Raw genomic sequence first — 20,334 nt, 5'->3', positions numbered from 1 at the left:
TTTAGCGGCAGATTCCCGACTTATCAAAGAAGTTGAGTATTTTATCACCAATCCTCCAGGACTGCTATAGTAATTCTATTTGATTTCTGAAAATTGGTAAAATAAAATTTATTTTGCTGTTAATCAAACTATGTAAGTAGTAACTTTATTACTTAATCAAATCAACACAAACTTGGTCGCAATTAACACTTGTAACTTATTAATTAACTGTTATAACTAATTGTATACATCGAATCTTGTATCTACTAGCTTTATCATTTACTAGAAAAGAGATTTTCTAGCGGATATAAAACGTAATTCCTAGTGAAACTACAAGCATATAAGCCAATTTTTATGGGCTAAAGTTATTAGCTCAAACTTTAGTTTGTAGTAAAGTACAAGATGCAAAAATCGTAAATAATTAAGGGAGTCATCTTGTGGAAAAAAGAAGAGAAAATGGGGGAATAGTTTCAAAAGCTATTTCGTTCCTGTTAAATCGTATAACTTTGATTGTGCTTGCAGTCACTCTTGTGCTATTTGTTGGAGGTAAGTTTGAAGTAGCAAGTGCAACTCAACCTAATGCAGAATTAGAAATTCAAAAATTAACATCCTGTTACGCCCTGGGAACTGACGCTATTGGTAGAGGAAATCTCCAAGAAGGAAAGAATATTTATCGGGATTGTTTTACTCAAGATTCAGTCCTCACTGCAATTTTTCCTGATGGGGCAACTCAAACAAATTATGGGACAGATTCTTGGGCAGATTTTGTCTATTCAGTATTTCAAGGAAATGGTTATACAGCTACTCAACACTTGATGGGTACAATAAACATTTCAGTTCAAAATAATCAAGCTACGATGACTTCTTACCTCCATGCGACTCACAAACGCTCGGAAACCAGCATTGATGTTGCTAATGGCACTTATGAAGATCAAGTTGTTAACAGAAATGGGCGTTGGAAAATTCGTAATCGTACCCTTAAACTCATCGATTTCTTGAATCTCAGTTCGCCAACTACTGCTTCTTCAAGCACTAATGCCAGAAGTGCTAATTCCTCAGCTACCTTTGTCAGACCAAATATACCTCGTTTAAAAGAATAATTCTTGAGATTGGAATAACATTAATACGGGTTGGATAAGTATTCTTTACCTCCCTGATGACCTGAAAAAGGGGTGAATTAAAACATTCACCCCCTTTTTTATTTGCCACTTGAGTAAAATATAGTGCAAGATAAACAACCTTTGCAGTCAGTCTTTATTCTGCTTGATATATGAATAGAGAAGTTCGCGATCGCTTCGAGGATTTACAATTAAGCATGGACTATTTCCGTGACTTCCATTACCGACAATCACTACAGTAATACCCATCCGGGGACAAACTCCTAAACAACTGGTGCTAACCACCCGAAAATCACCCCATAATCCCTCAAACTTTAAACGAGATTTCAACCAATTCTCTAAATCTTCGGAAGCCGTTGATCCTAACCGCTCGTTTGCACATTGCGAACACACAAGCACCAAACCAGATTCCCATCGCGGAGAAACGGTTGGAATAGAAGTTTCTAATCGAGTATTTCTTAGGGGCGATGGTTGCTGAGAATTGGATGCAGACCTCTTGAGGATACGTTTGAGTAATGCTTTAATACGCTGTAGGAATTTTTTCATGGACTACCCCACCTATTTCTCTGACAAGATAGTGTAAATTTCCTGTTTAGTCTGTTCTACTAGAACGCCCAAGAAATGCTAGTCTATGCCAAGTCGTTTGTAGATGATATAAAATTTTCACCTATGGATGCCAAGAGGACATGATATTACTATCTTTAAATTGCAACTCAGTATTACAATCTAGGGGTTCCCACTCGCTGGGGAAACTATATGGAATTAAAACATGACTAAGCTGATTGAATACGAAGAAGCCAGCGACGAAGTACGTGCAGTGTATGACGACATCCGCGTTACACGTCAGAATGACTATATCAATAACTTTTGGAAAGCCATAGCCAACCATCCTCCCACTCTGCAACGAACGTGGCAAGCGTTAAAGGAAGTGATGGTTAGCCCTGGTGAGATCGATCCACTGATGCGCGAACTGATTTATATTGCTGTGAGTGCGACAAATGGCTGTGAGTATTGCATCGCCTCGCACACAGCGGCAGCGCGTGCCAAGGGTATGAATGATACTATGTTCGGGGAACTAATGGCGATCGCAGCTACTGCCAATATGACCAATCGCCTCGCCAATGGCTATCAGATTCCGGTGGACGAAAAATTCAAGACGTAGGAGTTGAGCCTTGTCTATCCCTGCTTAAAAATAAGGTTTAGCAGAATTATTTACTATGCCCAAGGTTCAGATTAACGGGATTGATTTGTTCTACGATATTAAGGGAACGGGTGAGCCTTTGCTATTAATAGCTGGCTTTCTTTGCGATCATGCTTATTGGTCGCTAATTATGCCATCGCTGGTTTCGCAGTATCAAGTCATTCGCTTAGATAACCGAGGTATGGGGAGAAGTTCTGCTCCCGAAAACCCCTATAGTCTGAAGCAGATGGCTAGTGACGTTGCAGCATTGCTCGATCGCATCGGCATCGATCGAGTGCATCTAGCAGGCCATTCAATGGGTAGTCAGATAGCCCAAGAGCTAGTGTTAGCGCACCCTAAAAAGGTAAAAAGTCTGATGCTACTCTCATCTTTGGCAAAAGGTGATGCATTATTCAACAGCATCATTGAGACTTGGGGCGAACTTCCTAGCAATGTAGACCTAAAACTTTATGAAAAAGTCATATTGCCCTGGATATTTACAGATGCGTTCTACTCAATTCCTGACATGATCGAAGGTCTGATTGAATTTGCGATCAGATATCCTTTCCCACCTGCGACTCATTCACTTTATCATCACAGCCAAGCCATCCTTAGTAGTAACACAATAGACCGCCTCCAAGAGATTCATTGTCCTACCTTAGTTATGGTTGGTAAACAAGATATTCTCACTCCGCTAAAGTTTTCCCAACAACTTGCTCAAGGTATTCCCAATGCTGAACTTGTAGTCATCGAACGTGGTGGTCACGGCTTCTTGATTGAGTCGCCGGATGCTGTGGTTGCAGCTATGCTCAATTTTCTGGGGAAGTTTAAGCCAGCTTATAGCAATTTTGGATTTTAGATTTTGGATTTTAGATTACTTCCTAAAACCCTATTTCGAGAATCTCAAATAATACTACACTAAGAAATTTTACCAAATCCACCACCGCCAGGAGTTTCTATTACAAAAACATCTCCAGTTTGCATTTCTACTGTTGCTGTGCTGTCTAAATTCTCTTCAATTCCATTCTGACGTTGTATCCAGTTGCGTCCTACTTTTCCTGCTTCCCCGCCATTTAATCCAAAGGGAGGAACAAGGCGATGACCAGAGAGAATATTAGCTGTCATCGGTTCAAGAAATCGAATGCGACGGACAACTCCATTACCACCCGCATATTTTCCTTTACCACCGCTATCGGGACGAAGACTAAAGCTTTCTAAAAGTACGGGATAACGGGTTTCTAGAACTTCTGGATCGGTCAAGCGGGAGTTAGTCATGTGAGAATGTACACCATCAGTGCCATCAAAATTAATCCCTGCGCCAGAGCCGCCGCAGATAGTTTCATAATATTGATATTGCTCATTACCAAAAGTAAAATTATTCATTGTTCCTTGAGAAGCAGCCATAACACCCAAAGCACCATATAAAGCATCAACAATAGTTTGAGAAGTCTCTACATTACCCGCAACTACTGCGGCTGGATAAATTGGGTTGAGCATACAGCCAACTGGAATAATAATTTCTAAAGGATTAAGACACCCAGCATTGAGAGGAATATTATCATCAACTAAAGTACGAAAGACATATAAGACTGCTGCTTGAGTTACAGCTTTAGGAGCATTAAAATTACTATTTAGTTGTAGAGAAGTCCCAGTAAAATCGATGTTAGCACTGCGGTTTTCTGGGTAAATAGTTACTTTCACTTGAATTTGTGCGTCATTATCCATTTTATAAGTAAATGAGCCATCCTTGAGAACTGCGATCGCACGCCTAACAGACTCCTCAGCATTAGCTTGCACAAATGTCATATAAGCCTGAACAGTCTCAATCCCGTATTGCGAAACCATTTTAGAAAGTTCTTGAACTCCCCGTTCATTTGCAGCAATTTGGGCTTTAAAATCAGCGATATTTTGATCGGGGTTACGAGCAGGATAAGTATGATTTGTAAGGTGCTGTCTGACTGCGGTTTCTCGAAAATTTCCCTCTTTAACCAAGAGGAAATTATCAAAAAGAATTCCTTCTTCTTCTACTGTAGTACTGTGGGGAGGCATTGAACCAGGAGTAATTCCACCAATATCTGCTTGGTGTCCGCGAGAGGCAACAAAAAATAGGGGAGTTGGGAATAGAGTATTTTCGCAACTCTCTAAAAAAACAGGGGTAATTGCAGTTACATCAGGAAGGTGGGTTCCGCCGTTATAGGGGTTATTAGATAGATAAACATTTCCCGGTTTTAGGGTGTCGCCTTTATCGTTAATTAAACTGCGGACACTTTCACTCATTGAGCCTAAATGTACGGGAATGTGTGGGGCATTTGCTACTAATAATCCCGATGAGTCAAAAATTGCGCAGGAAAAATCCAGCCTTTCTTTGATATTCACTGATGTGGCTGTATTTTGCAACACAATTCCCATTTGTTCAGCGATAAATTGATAGAGATTTTTAAATATTTCTAAGCGAACAGGATCGGGTTGAGATGTTGTGTACATTTTTAATTCGTATTTGTTAAAATTCAATAATCTCTATCTAAGACGTTGCAAAATTAAATGATTACGTTCAGTTAATCTGGCTTCCCAGTTTGGCTCAACTACAATTGTGCTAATTTTTTCGATAATAATTGCAGGGCCATTAATACTATCTTCTGGTTGTAAATCTTCCCTTCGATAAACAGGAGTATCGTGCCATCTATTAGCTGTAAACATTCTTACTATTTCAACAGATACGGGGGCTTCATCTAAAGGGCGATTACGAATAATTAAGGGTTCTTCTGGAGTATCAATCTTCTGAATTACTTCCACTGAAGCGGATTCGACAATTAAAGTTTTATCTAATTGAATGAAACCATAGCGGGATTTATGTTCATCCTCAAATTCTTGCTGCATCAATACCACATCATCGGCAAAGTTAACAGTTAAAGTAGAATTAGTTCCTTCATATTTTAAGTTGCCTTTCTGAATTATTTCTGTTTGAGCATTAGCTTCATCCATTTCACTTCTAGCTTGAGTTTCTAAATATTCCATTAACTGCTGTAATTTAGGGATTAATGCTTGAGTTAAAGGTTGTTCAACACCTCCTTCTCTAATTGCTCGTACATCAGCTAATCCCATTCCGTAAGCAGAGAGAACTCCAGCATAAGGATGTAAAAATATTTTTTTCATTCCCAAAGTATCGGCAATTAAACAAGCAACTTGCCCACCTGCACCACCAAAACAACACAGTACATATTCTGTGACATCATAACCGCGTTGCAGACTAATTTTTTTTATTGCATTTGCCATATTTTCCACTGCGATCGCAATAAATCCTGCGGCTACTTGTTCGGGAGTACAATCATTTAAGGTAGCAGCTTGAATGTCTTGGGTTAATTGGGTAAATTTTTGAATAACAATATCTTTATCTAAAGGTAAATTGCCATCAATGCCGAAAACTGAGGGAAAATATTGTGGGTGAATTTTACCTAACATCACATTGGCATCAGTAACCGCTAATGGCCCGCCACGTCGATAACAAGCAGGCCCAGGATTTGAACCAGCAGATTTAGGGCCGACACGATAACTAGAACCATCAAAAAAGAGAACTGAACCACCACCAGCAGCAATGGTATTAATTGCTAATACAGGAACTCGCATCCGCGCCCCAGCAATTTCTGAATCTAGTTGTCGTTCATACTCTCCTTTAAAATGGGCAACATCTGTACTTGTCCCTCCCATGTCAAAGGTAATAACTAACTCGAAGCCTGCCCTTTTACTAGTTTGAACTGCGCCAACAATACCACCAGCCGGTCCGCTTAAAATACTATCTTTTCCTTGAAATTGTTCGGCTGCGACTAAACCGCCATCAGATTTCATGAACATTAATTTGACGTTGGGTAACTGATTCGCTACTTGGTTAACGTAGCGACGCAGAATCGGAGTCAAATAAGCATCGACTACTGTTGTATCTCCTCGGCTAACCAACTTCATTAACGGACTAACTTGATGGGATACAGATATTTGAGTAAAGCCGATTTCTTGGGCAAGCTGGGCTATTTCTTGTTCGTGTTTAGGATAGCGATCGCTGTGCATAAAAACAATCGCACAACTTCGAATTCCTGTGTTGTAAACTGCTTGCAAGTCACTTTTTACTTGTTCAATATTTATTGTTATTAATTCATTTCCGTTAGCATCGTAGCGTTCATCTATCTCAATCACCTGCTCATAAAGCATCGTTGGTAAAATTATCTGGCGGGCAAAGATGTTAGGACGGTTTTGGTAGCCAATTCGCAATACATCTTTAAACCCTTTGGTGATGAGAAGAACGACGCGATCGCCTTTCCTTTCTAACAGAGCATTTGTTGCTACTGTTGTCCCCATTTTTACCACTTCTATCGCTTCAGTAGGAATGGGTTCGTTGCTAGCAATACCCATGATATCTCGAATACCTTGAATGGCTGCATCTTGATATTGTTCGGGATTTTCTGAAAGTAGTTTGTAGACTATAATCCATTGCTGATTAGGCAGAGGGACAATTAAAAAACGTTCGGGATGTTTTGAAACTCCATCGATAATTGCTTGATTATTAGTAACAGCAACAATATCTGTGAATGTACCACCACGGTCAGCAAAAACCTTCAACATTACTCTGTTTCCTGTATAATCATGAAAAATTACAAAATACCTCTAAGAGGATGTTTGAAAAGTCGTGATTGATGTATCAAATATTTTTTACCCCTCCCTAACCCTCCCCTTGTAAAGGGGAGGGAACCGGATTTTTCTTGTTTATTCTTGAAAATTCTTGTCCAGCCGAAAGAATACGTCTTGTAAAGGAGAGGGAACCGGATTTTTCTTGTTTCCCCCCTTTACAAGGGGGGACTAAGGGGGGTAAAAATGCAATTAAAATCACAGTCAAACACTTTTCAAACATTCTCTAATATCCGTTGTCAATTAATATTCATCTACAAATCGAGGATGAACCCAAAGAAATTCACGGCGTTTGTTTTGCACCCGCACTAGACCACCAAAACTAGGATCTTTTTCTTTCAATAAGGCGTGTAATTCTCGCAAAATCGAGCCTTGAGCGCGGATTGCATCGCCTTCCAAGAATGAGGCATCGCTCTTGGACTTTCCAGACAAAGCTATATCACTTCCCTTCAAAGTAGACTCGATGCTTTTTTGTCCCAAATCGAGTTGTTCTTCAATGGCTTTGTAGGTGGTGTCATCCAGTATAAATTTAGTTGCCGAACCTGCCACAGGTAAGACTAGGCTCAGGGTTCCGGTCAAAATTCTGAGATAGGGGACTGCCTTGGTGAACCACTCACGCGGTAAGTCTAATTCGTATACTCCCTTTTTCTTGTCGTTGGGATTTAAAGCTGGAAGTGGCTGACGTGCGTGTTCGCACCAGAGGGTGAGTTGAAACTTGGCACTAATCCATTTGGGGCGATCGAAAAATTTTGGATCGACAGGCTTAAAACTGAACAGGCGTGGGCCGTCTTTTGCTTCATCGGTAAGCATCTGTATCAGTTCTGCAAACCGCTCGTCTGCTTGGCTTAAGATACGCTGATCGTTCTTATCCAACACCTGAAAGCCTGTTTGCAGTTGTGCGCCAAGGGTATATAGTTTGTCCTTCATCTCTCCAAACTCTTCAACAAGCATTTTCTCAATAGGTGTTTGCTGTGAGGTTGGTGCATTTCGCATTAACTCATCAATGTCTAGCCATTGGTTACAACCAGAAATCATACAGGGAAATTTCGGCATACCCTGACGTTTACTGTCAATCAGTTTTTGTACTTCAAACAGTCCGTGTCCAGGTGTATTCATACCGCAAGGTGTAATACAAGGTACCATCTCGTTACATTGCAAACCTTTCCATGAATAAGGATTCTTGGGATTAAATAGCCATTTAATCTCTTCCGTGAGATAAGACAGGAACCGTTCAGGATAAGCTGCCCGCACTGTGATTTTTACATCAGTGCCAACATACTCCAGCAATGCCCGACCGTTGTAGTCATTGTCAAGCATTAAGCCCCGTTGCCAGTGGATGCTGTCTTCGTAATTCGTCCGCCCCAGTGAGTATTTGTGCAACCGGACAATCAATTGATAAAATAACCCTTCTGCTACTGCAAACTGTCCGCGACTATCCACAATGCGGCAGATTTGCACTTGTTGTCTGTCTCCCGCTTCCGGTTTCTCTCCCCAATTGGGCAATGGCTCCGGGCGTGTGTCGGAAACAAGTTGAGCAATCAGGGTGGTATTGCTAGTTTCTGACGGATCGAATACCACTTTGTAGGATAGATCAAAGCGTTCCATCAGCCGCAGAAAGATTGGATGCAATTTTGAGGGGTAGCCTTCTTCGCCTGCAAATGGCGGATGGCTCCACAACTGGCTGAGATGCTCAAACTCCACCAAACCGTTGCGTCTACGTGTCATTCTATCATCTAGCACGAAGCTGATCGCCTTTGCCAGCCAATCGGGTTTGAGGATGACGATATTGCGTAGTGTTGAATCGTTATGATAATGAATGAAATGCCCTAGTATATGGGAGATGCGAAGGAACAGTTCTGCTTGCTCCTCATCGATTCCCTGTTCAGCGCAGATGGCAATGACATCATTGTAGGGGAGATAGGCTTTGTCACTTGTCTGTAAGGTTTCCCGCACCCGTTGCCACTTTGCTGGAACGGAACGCCCCATTTCGGGAAGAGATGCAGCGACACGAGCAATAGAATAGCTTGTTTTAATTCTGCAAGCCCGGTGCAGTGTGTTTTATCCTGGTTGGGTTTGCTGTCTACATGGAAGAAATCGATCACCGTATCTTTGCCAAATTGATCGATAATTTCTTGTCTGTCAATGTCCGGTTGTCGCTGTTCGGGGCCGCCGTGCGTTGCAACTACCAATACCTTTGCATCTGGTTCTCGATTTTTGATCAGCGTAATCCACTCTTTGACAAAGCCCTGCTGGGGGCCTTCTCGTGGTTTCCAAATAACGAGATACACGGCTGGCGCACTGAAAAACAACTGGTGCGTTGGTCGATAAACCCGTTGACCACCAAAATCCCAACCATTCAACGTGATTTCTATGCCACTGTCAGGATCAGTGACGATTACAGGCTTAATCTCAATTCCGTGAGTCGTGGGGCGATCGTCCACCCATTCATCACCCCGCAATGACCCCAACAGACAACTTTTGCCCACTTCGCCCTCGCCAATCAGGATCAGCTTGGCTTCGTTCAGCATCACCTGTGCTTCTGTCTTTGCCCAAAGATAAGCCATAACAGCGTCGAGTCCCTGCTCGTATGCCGCCGCTAGTTCAGGGTTCAAGGGGTTTTCGTCAAGATTAAGTTCAACTAACTGAGCAAGTTGAGTAAAACTGTGAGGCAGTGATGTCAGATTATTCCCATGAGTCACGTCTTTATAAAATGTATTAGAGGAAATTTGTTTTCCTCCTAAGCAAAGTTTTTTTAACTGTGTTAAATTACCGAATTCATTAGGAAGCTGCTCAATTTTATTGTCGATCACATAAAGTTCTCTCAATTTTTGCAAGCTTGTAATTACGTTCGGAAACGAGACAAATTCATTTCCAGAAAGTGACAATACAGTTAGTTTCGTTAGATTTTTGGTTGATTCTGGCAGTTGAGTCAGTTTGTTATACGATAGGTCAAGCTGTTGCAACTGGGTCAGGGATGCGATCGCCTCTGGCAGTTCGGTCAGTTGGTTATCAGAGAGGTTAAGATTTTGCAACTGTATCAGGGATGCGATCGCCTCTGGCAGTTGGGTCAATCGGTTGTACGAGAGGTCAAGATTTTGTAACTGTATCAGGGATGCGATTGCCTCTGGCAGTTGAGTCAATTGATTGCCAAAGAGGTCAAGCATTTGCAACTGAGTCAGGAATGCGATCGCTTCTGCCAGTTGGGTCAATTGGTTTCTGGAGAGGTTAAGTTCTTGCAACTGTGTCAGAGATGCGATCGCCTCTGGCAGTGCCGTCAGTTCGTTATAGGAAAGGTTAAGTTTTTGTAATTGAGTCAGGGATGCGATCGCTTCTGGCACTTGGATCAATTGGTTTCTGGAGAGGTTAAGTTCTTGCAACTGTGTCAGAGATGCGATCGCTTCTGGCAGTTGAGTCAGTTGGTTGTTCTGGAGGTAAAGCTGTTGCAACCCAGTCAGAGATGCGATCGCTTCTGGCAGTTCGATCAGTTGGTTGTTCCGGAGGTAAAGCCGTTGCAACCCAGTCAAAGATGCGATCGCTTCTGGCAGTTCGGTCAGTTGGTTATTGTGGAGGTCAAGCTGTTGCAACCCAGTCAGGGATGCAACAGCTTCTGGCAGTTGAGTCAGTTGGTTATTGTGGAGGTCAAGCAGTTGCAACCCAGTCAAGGATGCGATCGCCTCTGGTATCTCAGTGAGTCTCATGTTGCTGAGATCGAGTTTTATTGCTCCCTCTTGCCGTGCCTTTTCAATGCGCTGCTCTGCTTCTTGATAAGCTTTATCTCTTGCCATGAGCAAATCCTTTCTCTCACTACCAAAATCGGAGTAATAGCCAGACTCTTATTCTAATGTCAAAAGTAGATTCAGCTTAGTACAGAATTTCATTAATTCATAGCGAATTAAATTTGGCCATACCCTGCATTGTTAATGCATCGGCTTGCATTATCTTGTATTAAAAACGCTACGCTTTTACGCAAAACTATACCTCTAGCGCTTCTCAATTGCATGAAATACAGACCTAACCCCCAGCCCCTTCCCTTGTAGGGAAGGGGAGTAAGACTTAAAGCCTCTCTCCTAAAAGGAGAGAGGTTTGGAGAGAGGTCAAAGGGTATTGCTTACATTCGAGAAACGCTATATTTGTTTCACTTTAGTTAAAAGTTTAACCACGTCAAATAATGTTGAGAATTAGATAGCTGGCTGATTTAGCGGAATTACAATTACAAATTCTGTCCCCTTTCCAGGAGCCGAAATACATTGTAATTTTCCCTGATGCTTTTGGGTGATAATCTGATGACTAATAGATAAACCTAACCCAGTACCTTTATTAACTGGTTTAGTCGTAAAAAATGGTTCAAATAATTGTTTTTGTACCTTTTCTGGAATGCCTATACCATTGTCGCCAATGCAAATAACTACCTGATTTTCGCTAGTGAGTTTAGTCTGAATGCGTATCTGGGGAGTAGAAAGCGCTTTTTCCCCTACTTCCCACTCCCGTTCGGCTTCGCTCACGGCAAGCCCATTTTCTACTGCCTCTTCTAAAGCATCGATCGCATTTGCTAAAAGATTCATAAATACTTGATTCAGTTGTCCAGCATAACATTCTACTAATGGCAGATCGCCGTATTCTTTAATCACCTCAATTGTTTGATTGTTAGATTTAGGTTTGAGACGATGTTCCAGAATCATCAACGTATTATCTATACCCTCATGGATATTCACAGCTTTCATCTCTGCGTCATCTAGCCGGGAAAAGTTTCGCAGAGATAAGACAATTTCTGTGATTCGTTCCGCACCAACTGTCATAGAATTTAGCAAGTTGGGCAAGTCTGCAATCAAAAAATCTAAGTCGATCGCTTCTGTTTCTTGTTGAATTTCCTTTACTGGATTAGGATAGTTTTTCTGGTATAGTTGCAGCAATCTTAATAAATCTTGGATATATTGATTGGCATAGCCGACATTGCCAGAAATAAAATTGATTGGGTTATTGATTTCGTGCGCTACACCTGCTACTAACTGACCCAAACTGGACATTTTTTCACTATGCACCAGTTGAGATACCAGCTGCTTGGCCTCTTGGCGCAATTGTGCTTCTGAGTATCGCAATATCTGTTCTGCTTGTTTGCGCTGGGTAATGTCGTGGAGAATCACGACATATTCCTGAAAATCTCGATGGGGTCTATCTGAGATCGAAACTTCTAGAGTTCTGTTTTTCCCATTACCGATTAAAATTTGTTCGCTACGCTTTGTCCACTGATCTGGATAGTAGACTAATGCAGGTAGCCATTTGTTCAGGTGATTTCCTCGCAACTCAGATGGGTTGACACCAAAGAACGATTTGGTGGCTGGGTTTGCTTGCTGGATAATACCTCGATTATCTACGACTAAAATACCATCTTGGGCGACAGTAAAGAGGTGTTCGGCAGCTTCTCTGGCTTCTGCGATCGCTACTACTTGCGGTAAACTTGTCCAACAAGCGATCGCTACTCCTACAAATGCCACGCTCATCAGTAGCACCACAAATATATTCTCACCGCCCGCAGTCGCCACTTTATTAAGTTTGACGCCAAATAACCAGCCCACTGCCACGGCGCTGCACAGTAAAAAAATCAGGATACTCACCTGAAGAATTACTGAATCTTTGATAATTACCACAGGGCGCGTGCGATATCGCCGCATCCACCAATCAGGATGGAAAGCAGGGAAATTCACACGGCGAATTACCGCATCTATTCCCATAACACCAATGGGAAATAATAGCCCAATTAGCAAGTTGAGCCAACCCCAGGCAAATCCGCCCACCAATAGCACCACAACTTCTAACAGCAGAATGCCCAGAGATATGCGAGGAAATAAAACTTCTGGGCGATCGCGCCCAAGCCAAAGCCCCAGATGCAGTAACAAAAAGGAGACAAACCAACCGATGTTACCAACAGCGACGATTCGCGCCACATCTCCCCAAATCAGATAGATTAAGCACAATACCAGTGTCAATGTCAATGCTGGGACAAACACACCCCGACGTGAAACAACAGAAAATACTGGTGAAATGTGGTTATCTAACGCCAGTTGATACAAAATTCGCGGGCAATTAGAAACCACCGTTGCCGAACCGAGTAGACAAGCAGCTACTAGCAAAAAAGAAACACTTACACCAGCGAATCTTCCCCAAAAGGGCTGGGAAGCCGCTGCAAGATTCAGAAAAGCATTGTCTTTAAGGTTGGGATTTGTTGCTAACCGCATCACTACCCAAGACCCTCCCCAAAATATGGGTGGCATCATCCAGGCGGCAACGTTTAGAAACCGTAGCGTCTGGGTGGGGTGGCGGCTATCGGCGACAAAGGAAGAAGCCGTTTCACAACTGTAGGTTGCATAAGTGACGAAAAAGAACCACTTTGCCCAATCTACAAAGCTCAAAGATGACCAACTGCTAGGAAAAAACCCAGGACTAACGGGAGAAAACGCTAACCAGCCAAGACCTTGGATACAGAAGGTCATTAGCAATCCAAAGGCTGGAATAACAAAAAACAAATGTAAAATACTCAGGGCGCGAGTCCCACTAAACGCCACAATAAAAGGCAACAGTGTAAAGCTAATATCCAGAAATATGTCTGGACAGACAATACCTAGCGCCTCCAAATTTACTTTAATTAAATCTCTGAGTACGATTGTATTCACTGACAGGTAAGAAACCCAGTTGAGGAGGTATCCAATTGCTGCATAGCGAGCTAGCCCTGGGTAGTTTTGCAGTAGCTTGGTAGCATAGTTGGGTGTTCCTCCAGCTACATTGATGAAATGCATACCTAAGCTTTTTACCTGATAGTTGAGCAGCATTCCGAAAATCACCGCAGGTATCCAGACAAAAATAGCTTGAGAACCAAGAGCAGCATGAATCGCTGGAACCAATGCTGTCCAAGAAATATGAGCTGTCAAACCAAAGCCCCAACTTTCAACAGCACTCAAGCTTCTAGTTAAGCGAGGGGAAGAAGATTGGCCCAATGTGGAATGAGCAGAATGGGACATGATTGGCAGTGTTAAGTGGGATACTGTAATTAAGCTTATTAGCTAGAGTTCCCATCTCTTAAATATTCAGAACAAAAACTTTTTGTAAGGAATAATACTTAGATGTTAATACATCTATACATCAGATAAAATTCACTTTACAACACCAGTATTTATTGCCCTCATCCCCCAACTCCTTCTCCCAATTTGGGAAAAGGGAAGCAATTTCAAAGTCCCTCTCCCAAGCTTGGGAAAGGGATTTAGGGTGAAAGCTCATTGATTCACGCAAGAAGTCTATTAGACAACTTTCGAGCGTGTATCTGCCAAGGCAGGAATTTTAACTTCTGTTTCGGCTTGTAAGTCAAAGTCATACCACTCGTTACGCCATTGCAGGCGAAACTTCAAACGCGTCCAGTTGGGTGGTAGGTTGGGACAGGCAACAGGGCCAAATTGAGTCATCCGAATGCCGCCAAACCCGAAAACTACTGCTTGCCAAACTCCTCCAGCACTGGCAGCGTGAATTCCTTCGGCTGCGTTCAGTCTCACATCCTCTAAGTCTACCAAGGCCGATCGCAGAAAGTGTGTATAAGCTTCGGTTGGTTGATTGAGGTCGCAAGCTAAGATGGCGTTAATGGCTGGGCCTAATGAAGAACCATAACTGTGGTCGGTGCGTTGGGTGTAATAGTCCCAGTTGGTGGCGAGGGTGTTATAGTCGTAGCGATCGCGCAGTAAATACAACAGCATCAACACATCTGGCTGTTTGAGAATCTGCTTTTGGCTGGTGGCTTCAATTCCCAGCAAACCTTGCAGAGATTTGCTGCGCGGTTCGTAATCAGCGAGGTTAACGTCTTCTAGCTGGAAAAAGCCTTCAAATTGCTCAATTAAACCTGTTTGAGCATCTTCGTTGACAAATAGACGCTCTTGAATTTCCGCCCAATGGTGCAGACGCTCTGTGGTTAAGTTGAGTTTTTGCACCAGTTCTGCTGATGTTTCAGGATAAGCTTGTTTGAGCCAATCCCACAGCGCCAAAGCTGACTGCAAATGCCACTGTACCATGAGATTGGTGAAGGCATTATTATCGACGCGATCGTGATTTTCATCGGGGCCAATTACATCTAGGATGTCATAGCTGTGACGCTCTTGGTTCCACTGCACTCGACTTTCCCAGAACACAGCCGTATCAAGGATAATTTCCGCGCCATAATCGCGCATCCAGTCATCATCGTTGGTAGTCTGCCAGTAGTGCAAAATTGCATAAGCAATATCTGCGGTGATATGCACTTCAATGTCACCGCACCAGATGCGGATTAATTCACCATTGGGAGCTGGAACCCAGCGCGGAGTTACTTCATCGCCAGTAGTCGCACTTTCCCAAGCATACATCGCTCCTTGATAACCTGCTTCTTGAGCTTTGCGTCTCGCTCCTGGTAGGGTGTGGTAACGGTAGGTGAGCAAGTTACGCGCTAGAGCTGGTTGAGTTAAGGTGAGGAAAGGCAGGATGAATATTTCTGTATCCCAAAAAATATGTCCGCTATAGGCAAAACCGGAGAGAGTTTTGGGAGGAATGCTTACTCGGCTGTCGTGACGCGGTGTTACGGCTAGTAATTGGAAGAGATTGTAACGGACGCTCAATTGAGCCAAGCGATCGCCTTCTATTATAATGTCACTGTCTTGCCACACTTGCTCCCATGCAGTAATGTGAGCTGCCAATAGGGTAGTATATCTCGGTTCCTCAGCAAGTCTTTGTAAGGCGGCAGCAATGGGAATTTCTGTCTCTCGTGAAGTAAACAGGGTGACAATTTTTTCTACAGTTACCGTTTTTCCGGGATATAACTCTAAGGTAGTTGTCAAAATGGGAGAACTAGAAGCTTTTTCGACGCTCACAGGTGCAGTCTCGTCACCATCTACCACTAACTTAGCTGCCATCCCAAGTTGAATATTTGAGTGGAGAGTTGTACTGTTTAACCAGAGAATCTGATTTATGCCACCTTGGTTTAAGGTTCGCCAATGTTTAACGCCTTGGGTATGTGGTTCGCTGTCAAATCCAGCTTCGACGGTAATCTCACCCTCAAAGTCTACGGATGTAATTTGAGCGCGAATCGCCAAAACGTGTTGGTCTGCTAAACTGGTGAAACGCTCGAAGTGAAAATTTAAGGTATGACCATTAGGACTACGCCAGCGCACATCACGGCTAACTAAACCTAAGCGTAGATCGAGCCGACGTTCGTAGTTGAGAATTTCACCACTGTCCATAGTAAAGCGTTCCCCAGCTACTTTTACCACCAATGGCAGCCAGTTGGGACAGTTTACCAATTCGGTATGAGTAATTGTCACATCATCATAAACACCGTGGATGAGTACGGCTGGAAAATCCTGTGGATATCCTTCCTCAAACGTACCCCGCACTCCTAACAACCCATTACCAAGAGTAAAGACGGTTTCTTTGTGATGTAACTGCGTCGGGTTAAACTCCGTTTCAATAACGTTCCAGTCAGTATTGTCAATTAATTGCTGATTTTGTTGAGAATTGTGAGTGGATACGTTGAGCATGAGTGATAAAACCTATGTCTTGGGGGTTGCTGTGGGCAGGATGCAGTAAAATTAGGAGCAATATTGAAGTGATTAACTCCTTTTCTTTAGCGTCTAGATTAAAAGCTAATCTCAACGCTAAAAAACACGCTTCTGATAACAGTAGCGTTTCAAATTTCATCTGTCTACAGTTAGATTTCTTTAAAAATGCCAGTTATAACTCATAAATCTCAACTAGCTACGAATTGATTCAGGTTTTCATCAATTTGTTTCATATTTACAATTAACGCAAGACGCGATTCATCGCGTCTTTGTGATGGGCAATTTATTGTGTCTTTAGTCATATTTTGGTTGGTAAAATCTACAGATGCAGTTAAGTAACGTTTTGTTCTTTTAGCAGAAGTGGTATATTGGCACTTGACCTGACCGAGTACAAACTATGCATAAGCCCACAGGACAGCAAACTAGAGGTGTTGTACTCATTACTACAGGACAGGAAGGGGGAGTGGGCAGATGAACAAAAATACTGGGCAAGGTAATGTTTTTTCTCTGTTTAAAGGCGTAGCTCTAAGTCGCATTTTGGTAGCGTTGTTTGTACTGCAAATATTGCTAGCTGTGGGATTGACTGCATACTTATCAATCCACAACGGGCAAAAGGCAGTCAATGAGGTAGCTAGTGAATTACGTCATGAAGTTGCCAATCGAGTCGAGCAGAATTTACAGACTTATTTGGTAACGCCGCGTCAGATACTAGGCAGCAATCAAAATCTCATTAACATGAGATTGCTGAAAATAGAGAATCTGGCAAACTGGGAGTCATACTTAATAGAGCAGTTAAAGATTTTTCCAGATGCGTTGGCAATAACTGCAAGCAATGAGCAAGAATATTTAGCGGTGGAGAAGTTCAACGATCGCCAATTTTTACTCAGAAAAGCCGATAAGTCAACTGGGTACGACCTCTACACCTACATAATTGACTCTCAAGGTCAACGTACTCAATTACCAGAGGTGATTAAAAACTATGATGCGCGATCGCGTCCTGATTATCAAACAGCAGTTACCGCCAAAAAATTCAGCTTTAGTCAGATTTTTACACCCCGCACTGAACCAACACTCTTAATTAGTGCTTCTCTTCCCATTTATAACTCCCAAGGCGAACTACTCGGAGTCAACAGCACTCTCACTCACTTATCACAAATTGGAGATTTGCTGCAAAACATCAAAGTTGGCAAGTCTGGGCAAATTTTTATTATCGAGCCATCGGGGCTATTAGTTGCAAGTTCTACCAACGAAGAACCATTCCGCTTACAGAATGGTAAACCCATTAGATTAGCAGCTTCCCAAAGCGGCAATTCTTTGACTCAAGCAACCGCTAAATACTTAGCAACTAAATTAAGTAACTTTGACCAAATTCAAGGTTTACAGCAACTAGATTTTTCCTTGGACGGCAAACGGCAATTTTTAGAAGTTAGACCCTTCGAGGGTGAACCAAATGTCAATTGGTTGATAATAGTGGCTGTCCCAGAAGCAGACTTTATGGGACAAATTAATCGCAACATTCAAACTACAATTTTTCTTTGTTTAGGAGCGTTGGGACTAGCTATTATATTGGGAATTGTCACCGCTCGGTGGATTACTCAACCAATTTTGCACCTCAGCAGGGCGACAAAAGATTTAACTGATTTTACCAACAGCGAAAACTCAGTGGTGAAAGTACAAGGTATTCAAGAACTAGAGGTACTGGGTGGATCTTTGAATGAAGTGGCGCAGGATTTACGCAAAACCTTTACTGCACTGATTAGTAAAAATGAGGATTTAGAACTGCAAGTTAAACAGCGAACTCAAGAATTACAGCACGAGGTTGAAGAAAGCATTAACAGCGAGCAAAAACAGGAACAGCATCATCAAGTACTTACAGAATTGGCAAATCACAAAGCGATTTTTGAAGGAAATTTAGAAACAGCATTTAAAGCGATCGCAGAAAAAGCAGCCAATGCCTTAGAAGTAGAACGAGTCAGTGTGTGGTTATTCAATAGCGAACGCACCAAGTTACAATGCATAAATCTCTATGAACGTAGCAATCAGAAACATTCGGCAGGTTTAGAACGCAACGTTGCAGATTATTTAATCTACTTTAAAGCCCTGGTGGCTTCTCGTACCATTGCCGTCTCTGACACTCGCACCGATCCACGGGTACAAGAATTATCGGATAAATTGCTCGAACCAAATAATATTGTATCCCTAATTGATACTAGTCTTTGGGTTGAAGGCAAAATGGTGGGAACAGTATTATTTGAACAAGTTGATATTCCCCGGAAATGGGAACTGAGCGAGCAAAACTTCGTTAGAGCAATCGCGGAAATTGTCGCTCTAACTTTAGAAGTAGGCGATCGCAAACGCGCAGAATCTGCTCTACGTGAGGCTAAAGAAATCGCCGAAGTTGCAAATCGTGCGAGAAGCACCTTTTTGAGAAACATTAACCACGATCTGAGGACTCCTTTAAACTCAATTATAGGAATCACAGAGGCACTCAAAGAGCAAGTGTACGGGACTGTAAGTGAAGAACAGCGCCAATCACTAGATATGCTCGAATCTAGCAGTAAGAACCTATTAGAATTAATTAACCAAATCCTTGACGTTACTGACACCGAATCCAGCAAGATAGAACTACAATTAGCTGCTACTTCGATTCAGGAAATATGTGACTTCTGCTTGAGTTTTGTCAAAGATTTAGCCTTCCAGAAAAATATCCGACTAACGGCACAAATACCTGAAGAACTCGAACCCATCCAAGTCGATGAACGCCGCATTCGCCAAGTATTTATCAACTTGTTGAGTAATGCAATTAAGTTTACCAAAGAAGGAGGTGAAGTCTGGATTGAAGTCCAGCCAAGTTCCACCAATGAATATATCTTTATCAGTGTGGTAGATACTGGTATTGGGATGCTTTCCGATGACCTTTTTAAATTATTTCAACCATTTGTGCAAGTTGAAAATACTTCTAATCATCGTTCTCCGGGCACTGGGTTAGGATTAGTAATGGTGCAAAAAATTGTCGAGTTGCATGGTGGAACTGTCCACGCCGAAAGTCAGTTAGGCAAAGGTAGTCGATTTACAGTCAAGCTTCCTTGGAAAAAGGCCAAGGAGTGGGGAGTCTAAGCGATGTGACGATAAGTATTAAACGGTAATCCAGTGCGCTGCTTCACATCAATCAATGATTTATACTCACCTCGTTGCTGCCTTTCGGCAACAATTTGTTCTGCGATCGCTCCATCTAATCCACAGGTAATCAATTCATCAGTTGAATATATATTTAATCGTTTCCAAGAACAATCAGCTTCTTTTTTGTAGTTGTAGCTAAAAGTAATTAGTGGTGTAATTCGAGCCACCTGCTTTTCGGGAATTCCGGCTATTTCGATTAACTCTTCTATATGAGTAAAAACATATCCCTCATTCATCAATGATTCGATGTTATTTGCATAAACTATCGGTAGTCCTAAATAATTAACTAGTTCATGTTTAGAGCATTCATTAATATCTACTTTCTCACGAGTATTCGCAACTAAGTTGGCTAACTCTTGTTCTTCGGGAATTGGTAAATTCTTCGGATAAGTTTTGATCAAATAAGATTTCTTGAGATAAAATGCAACGCCAATTTGGGCTATCCAGACAGCAAAAGCTAAACTATTGGCTGATAAAGCTAAAGCTAAAGTAGAGATGCTAATTCCTATGACAAGCCAAGTTTTAGTCTTGGATTTATAACCTGCATAGACAATAGCAAATCCCCCTAATGTCGGAATTAATGATAACCACACCCAAGCAGGAGTTTGTTGAAACCAAGATTTAGATTGTGACATCATAA

11 protein-coding genes and 1 pseudogene are annotated in these 20,334 nt (G+C 42.2%); 4 read left to right on the top strand and 8 right to left on the bottom strand.

Translation table 11 applies throughout. The features are described from left to right. Positions 1-416 precede the first annotated feature (416 nt). Positions 417-1,079, top strand: coding sequence for a nuclear transport factor 2 family protein (locus tag V7K45_RS22165; RefSeq protein WP_335007147.1), 663 nt, complete (start codon positions 417-419; stop codon positions 1,077-1,079). Positions 1,080-1,226: 147 nt separating this feature from the next. Here the strand turns inward: V7K45_RS22165 and V7K45_RS22160 are convergent, their stop codons facing one another. After that, positions 1,227-1,643 (bottom strand): (2Fe-2S) ferredoxin domain-containing protein, encoded by a 417-nt coding sequence (locus V7K45_RS22160; RefSeq protein ID WP_335007146.1) that lies wholly within the window; start codon positions 1,641-1,643, stop codon positions 1,227-1,229. Between the two features lie 223 nt (positions 1,644-1,866). Here V7K45_RS22160 and V7K45_RS22155 point away from each other — a divergent pair, with 223 nt between their 5' ends. After that, complete coding sequence (locus V7K45_RS22155) at positions 1,867-2,259, top strand: carboxymuconolactone decarboxylase family protein (protein WP_094350326.1); 393 nt, start codon at positions 1,867-1,869, stop codon at positions 2,257-2,259. 55 nt (positions 2,260-2,314) lie between these two features. Continuing rightward, positions 2,315-3,136 (top strand): alpha/beta fold hydrolase, encoded by an 822-nt coding sequence (locus V7K45_RS22150; protein WP_335007145.1) that lies wholly within the window; start codon positions 2,315-2,317, stop codon positions 3,134-3,136. 59 nt (positions 3,137-3,195) lie between these two features. Here the strand turns inward: V7K45_RS22150 and V7K45_RS22145 are convergent, their stop codons facing one another. The 6 genes and pseudogenes from V7K45_RS22145 to V7K45_RS22120 form a co-directional block, all read right to left on the bottom strand. After that, complete coding sequence (locus V7K45_RS22145) at positions 3,196-4,761, bottom strand: hydantoinase B/oxoprolinase family protein (protein WP_335007144.1); 1,566 nt, start codon at positions 4,759-4,761, stop codon at positions 3,196-3,198. 33 nt (positions 4,762-4,794) lie between these two features. Continuing rightward, positions 4,795-6,888, bottom strand: coding sequence for a hydantoinase/oxoprolinase family protein (locus V7K45_RS22140; protein ID WP_335007143.1), 2,094 nt, complete (start codon positions 6,886-6,888; stop codon positions 4,795-4,797). A gap of 306 nt (positions 6,889-7,194) precedes the next feature. Next, positions 7,195-8,904, bottom strand: coding sequence for a COR domain-containing protein (locus V7K45_RS22135; RefSeq protein ID WP_335007142.1), 1,710 nt, complete (start codon positions 8,902-8,904; stop codon positions 7,195-7,197). 227 nt (positions 8,905-9,131) lie between these two features. Continuing rightward, positions 9,132-10,649: pseudogene (locus tag V7K45_RS22130) on the bottom strand (leucine-rich repeat domain-containing protein); the annotation flags it as partial. Positions 10,650-11,129: 480 nt separating this feature from the next. Further along, positions 11,130-13,964, bottom strand: a complete 2,835-nt coding sequence (locus tag V7K45_RS22125; protein WP_335007141.1) for an ATP-binding protein — start codon at positions 13,962-13,964, stop codon at positions 11,130-11,132. Between the two features lie 276 nt (positions 13,965-14,240). Next, positions 14,241-16,493 (bottom strand): glycoside hydrolase family 65 protein, encoded by a 2,253-nt coding sequence (locus V7K45_RS22120; RefSeq protein WP_335007140.1) that lies wholly within the window; start codon positions 16,491-16,493, stop codon positions 14,241-14,243. A gap of 492 nt (positions 16,494-16,985) precedes the next feature. Between V7K45_RS22120 and V7K45_RS22115 the strand changes: the two genes are divergently transcribed. After that, a complete protein-coding gene (locus V7K45_RS22115) occupies positions 16,986-19,631 on the top strand; it encodes a sensor histidine kinase (protein WP_335007139.1) in 2,646 nt (881 codons plus the stop codon). On the opposite strand, the gene V7K45_RS22110 is transcribed toward V7K45_RS22115, so the two are convergent. Then, entirely contained in the window at positions 19,628-20,332 is a 705-nt protein-coding gene (locus V7K45_RS22110) for a helix-hairpin-helix domain-containing protein (RefSeq protein WP_335007138.1), read from the bottom strand. The genes V7K45_RS22115 and V7K45_RS22110 overlap by 4 nt on opposite strands. Positions 20,333-20,334: the final 2 nt, after the last annotated feature.

This window comes from Nostoc sp. (genome assembly GCF_036917375.1).
In the GTDB taxonomy this organism is placed as follows: domain Bacteria; phylum Cyanobacteriota; class Cyanobacteriia; order Cyanobacteriales; family Nostocaceae; genus Nostoc.
The sequence above is the reverse complement of the archived record's forward strand: the minus strand, read 5'-3'. Positions and strand labels throughout refer to the sequence as shown.

What these genes read in the sequence shown, in the direction of transcription:
- V7K45_RS22125 (WP_335007141.1), bottom strand. Translation starts at nt 13,964, where the DNA reads ATGTCCCATTCTGCTCATTCCACATTGGGCCAATCTTCTTCCCCTCGC.
- V7K45_RS22110 (WP_335007138.1), bottom strand. Translation starts at nt 20,332, where the DNA reads ATGATGTCACAATCTAAATCTTGGTTTCAACAAACTCCTGCTTGGGTG.
- V7K45_RS22160 (WP_335007146.1), bottom strand. Translation starts at nt 1,643, where the DNA reads ATGAAAAAATTCCTACAGCGTATTAAAGCATTACTCAAACGTATCCTC.
- V7K45_RS22145 (WP_335007144.1), bottom strand. Translation starts at nt 4,761, where the DNA reads ATGTACACAACATCTCAACCCGATCCTGTTCGCTTAGAAATATTTAAA.
- V7K45_RS22120 (WP_335007140.1), bottom strand. Translation starts at nt 16,493, where the DNA reads ATGCTCAACGTATCCACTCACAATTCTCAACAAAATCAGCAATTAATT.
- V7K45_RS22155 (WP_094350326.1), top strand. Translation starts at nt 1,867, where the DNA reads ATGACTAAGCTGATTGAATACGAAGAAGCCAGCGACGAAGTACGTGCA.
- V7K45_RS22140 (WP_335007143.1), bottom strand. Translation starts at nt 6,888, where the DNA reads ATGTTGAAGGTTTTTGCTGACCGTGGTGGTACATTCACAGATATTGTT.
- V7K45_RS22115 (WP_335007139.1), top strand. Translation starts at nt 16,986, where the DNA reads ATGAACAAAAATACTGGGCAAGGTAATGTTTTTTCTCTGTTTAAAGGC.
- V7K45_RS22150 (WP_335007145.1), top strand. Translation starts at nt 2,315, where the DNA reads ATGCCCAAGGTTCAGATTAACGGGATTGATTTGTTCTACGATATTAAG.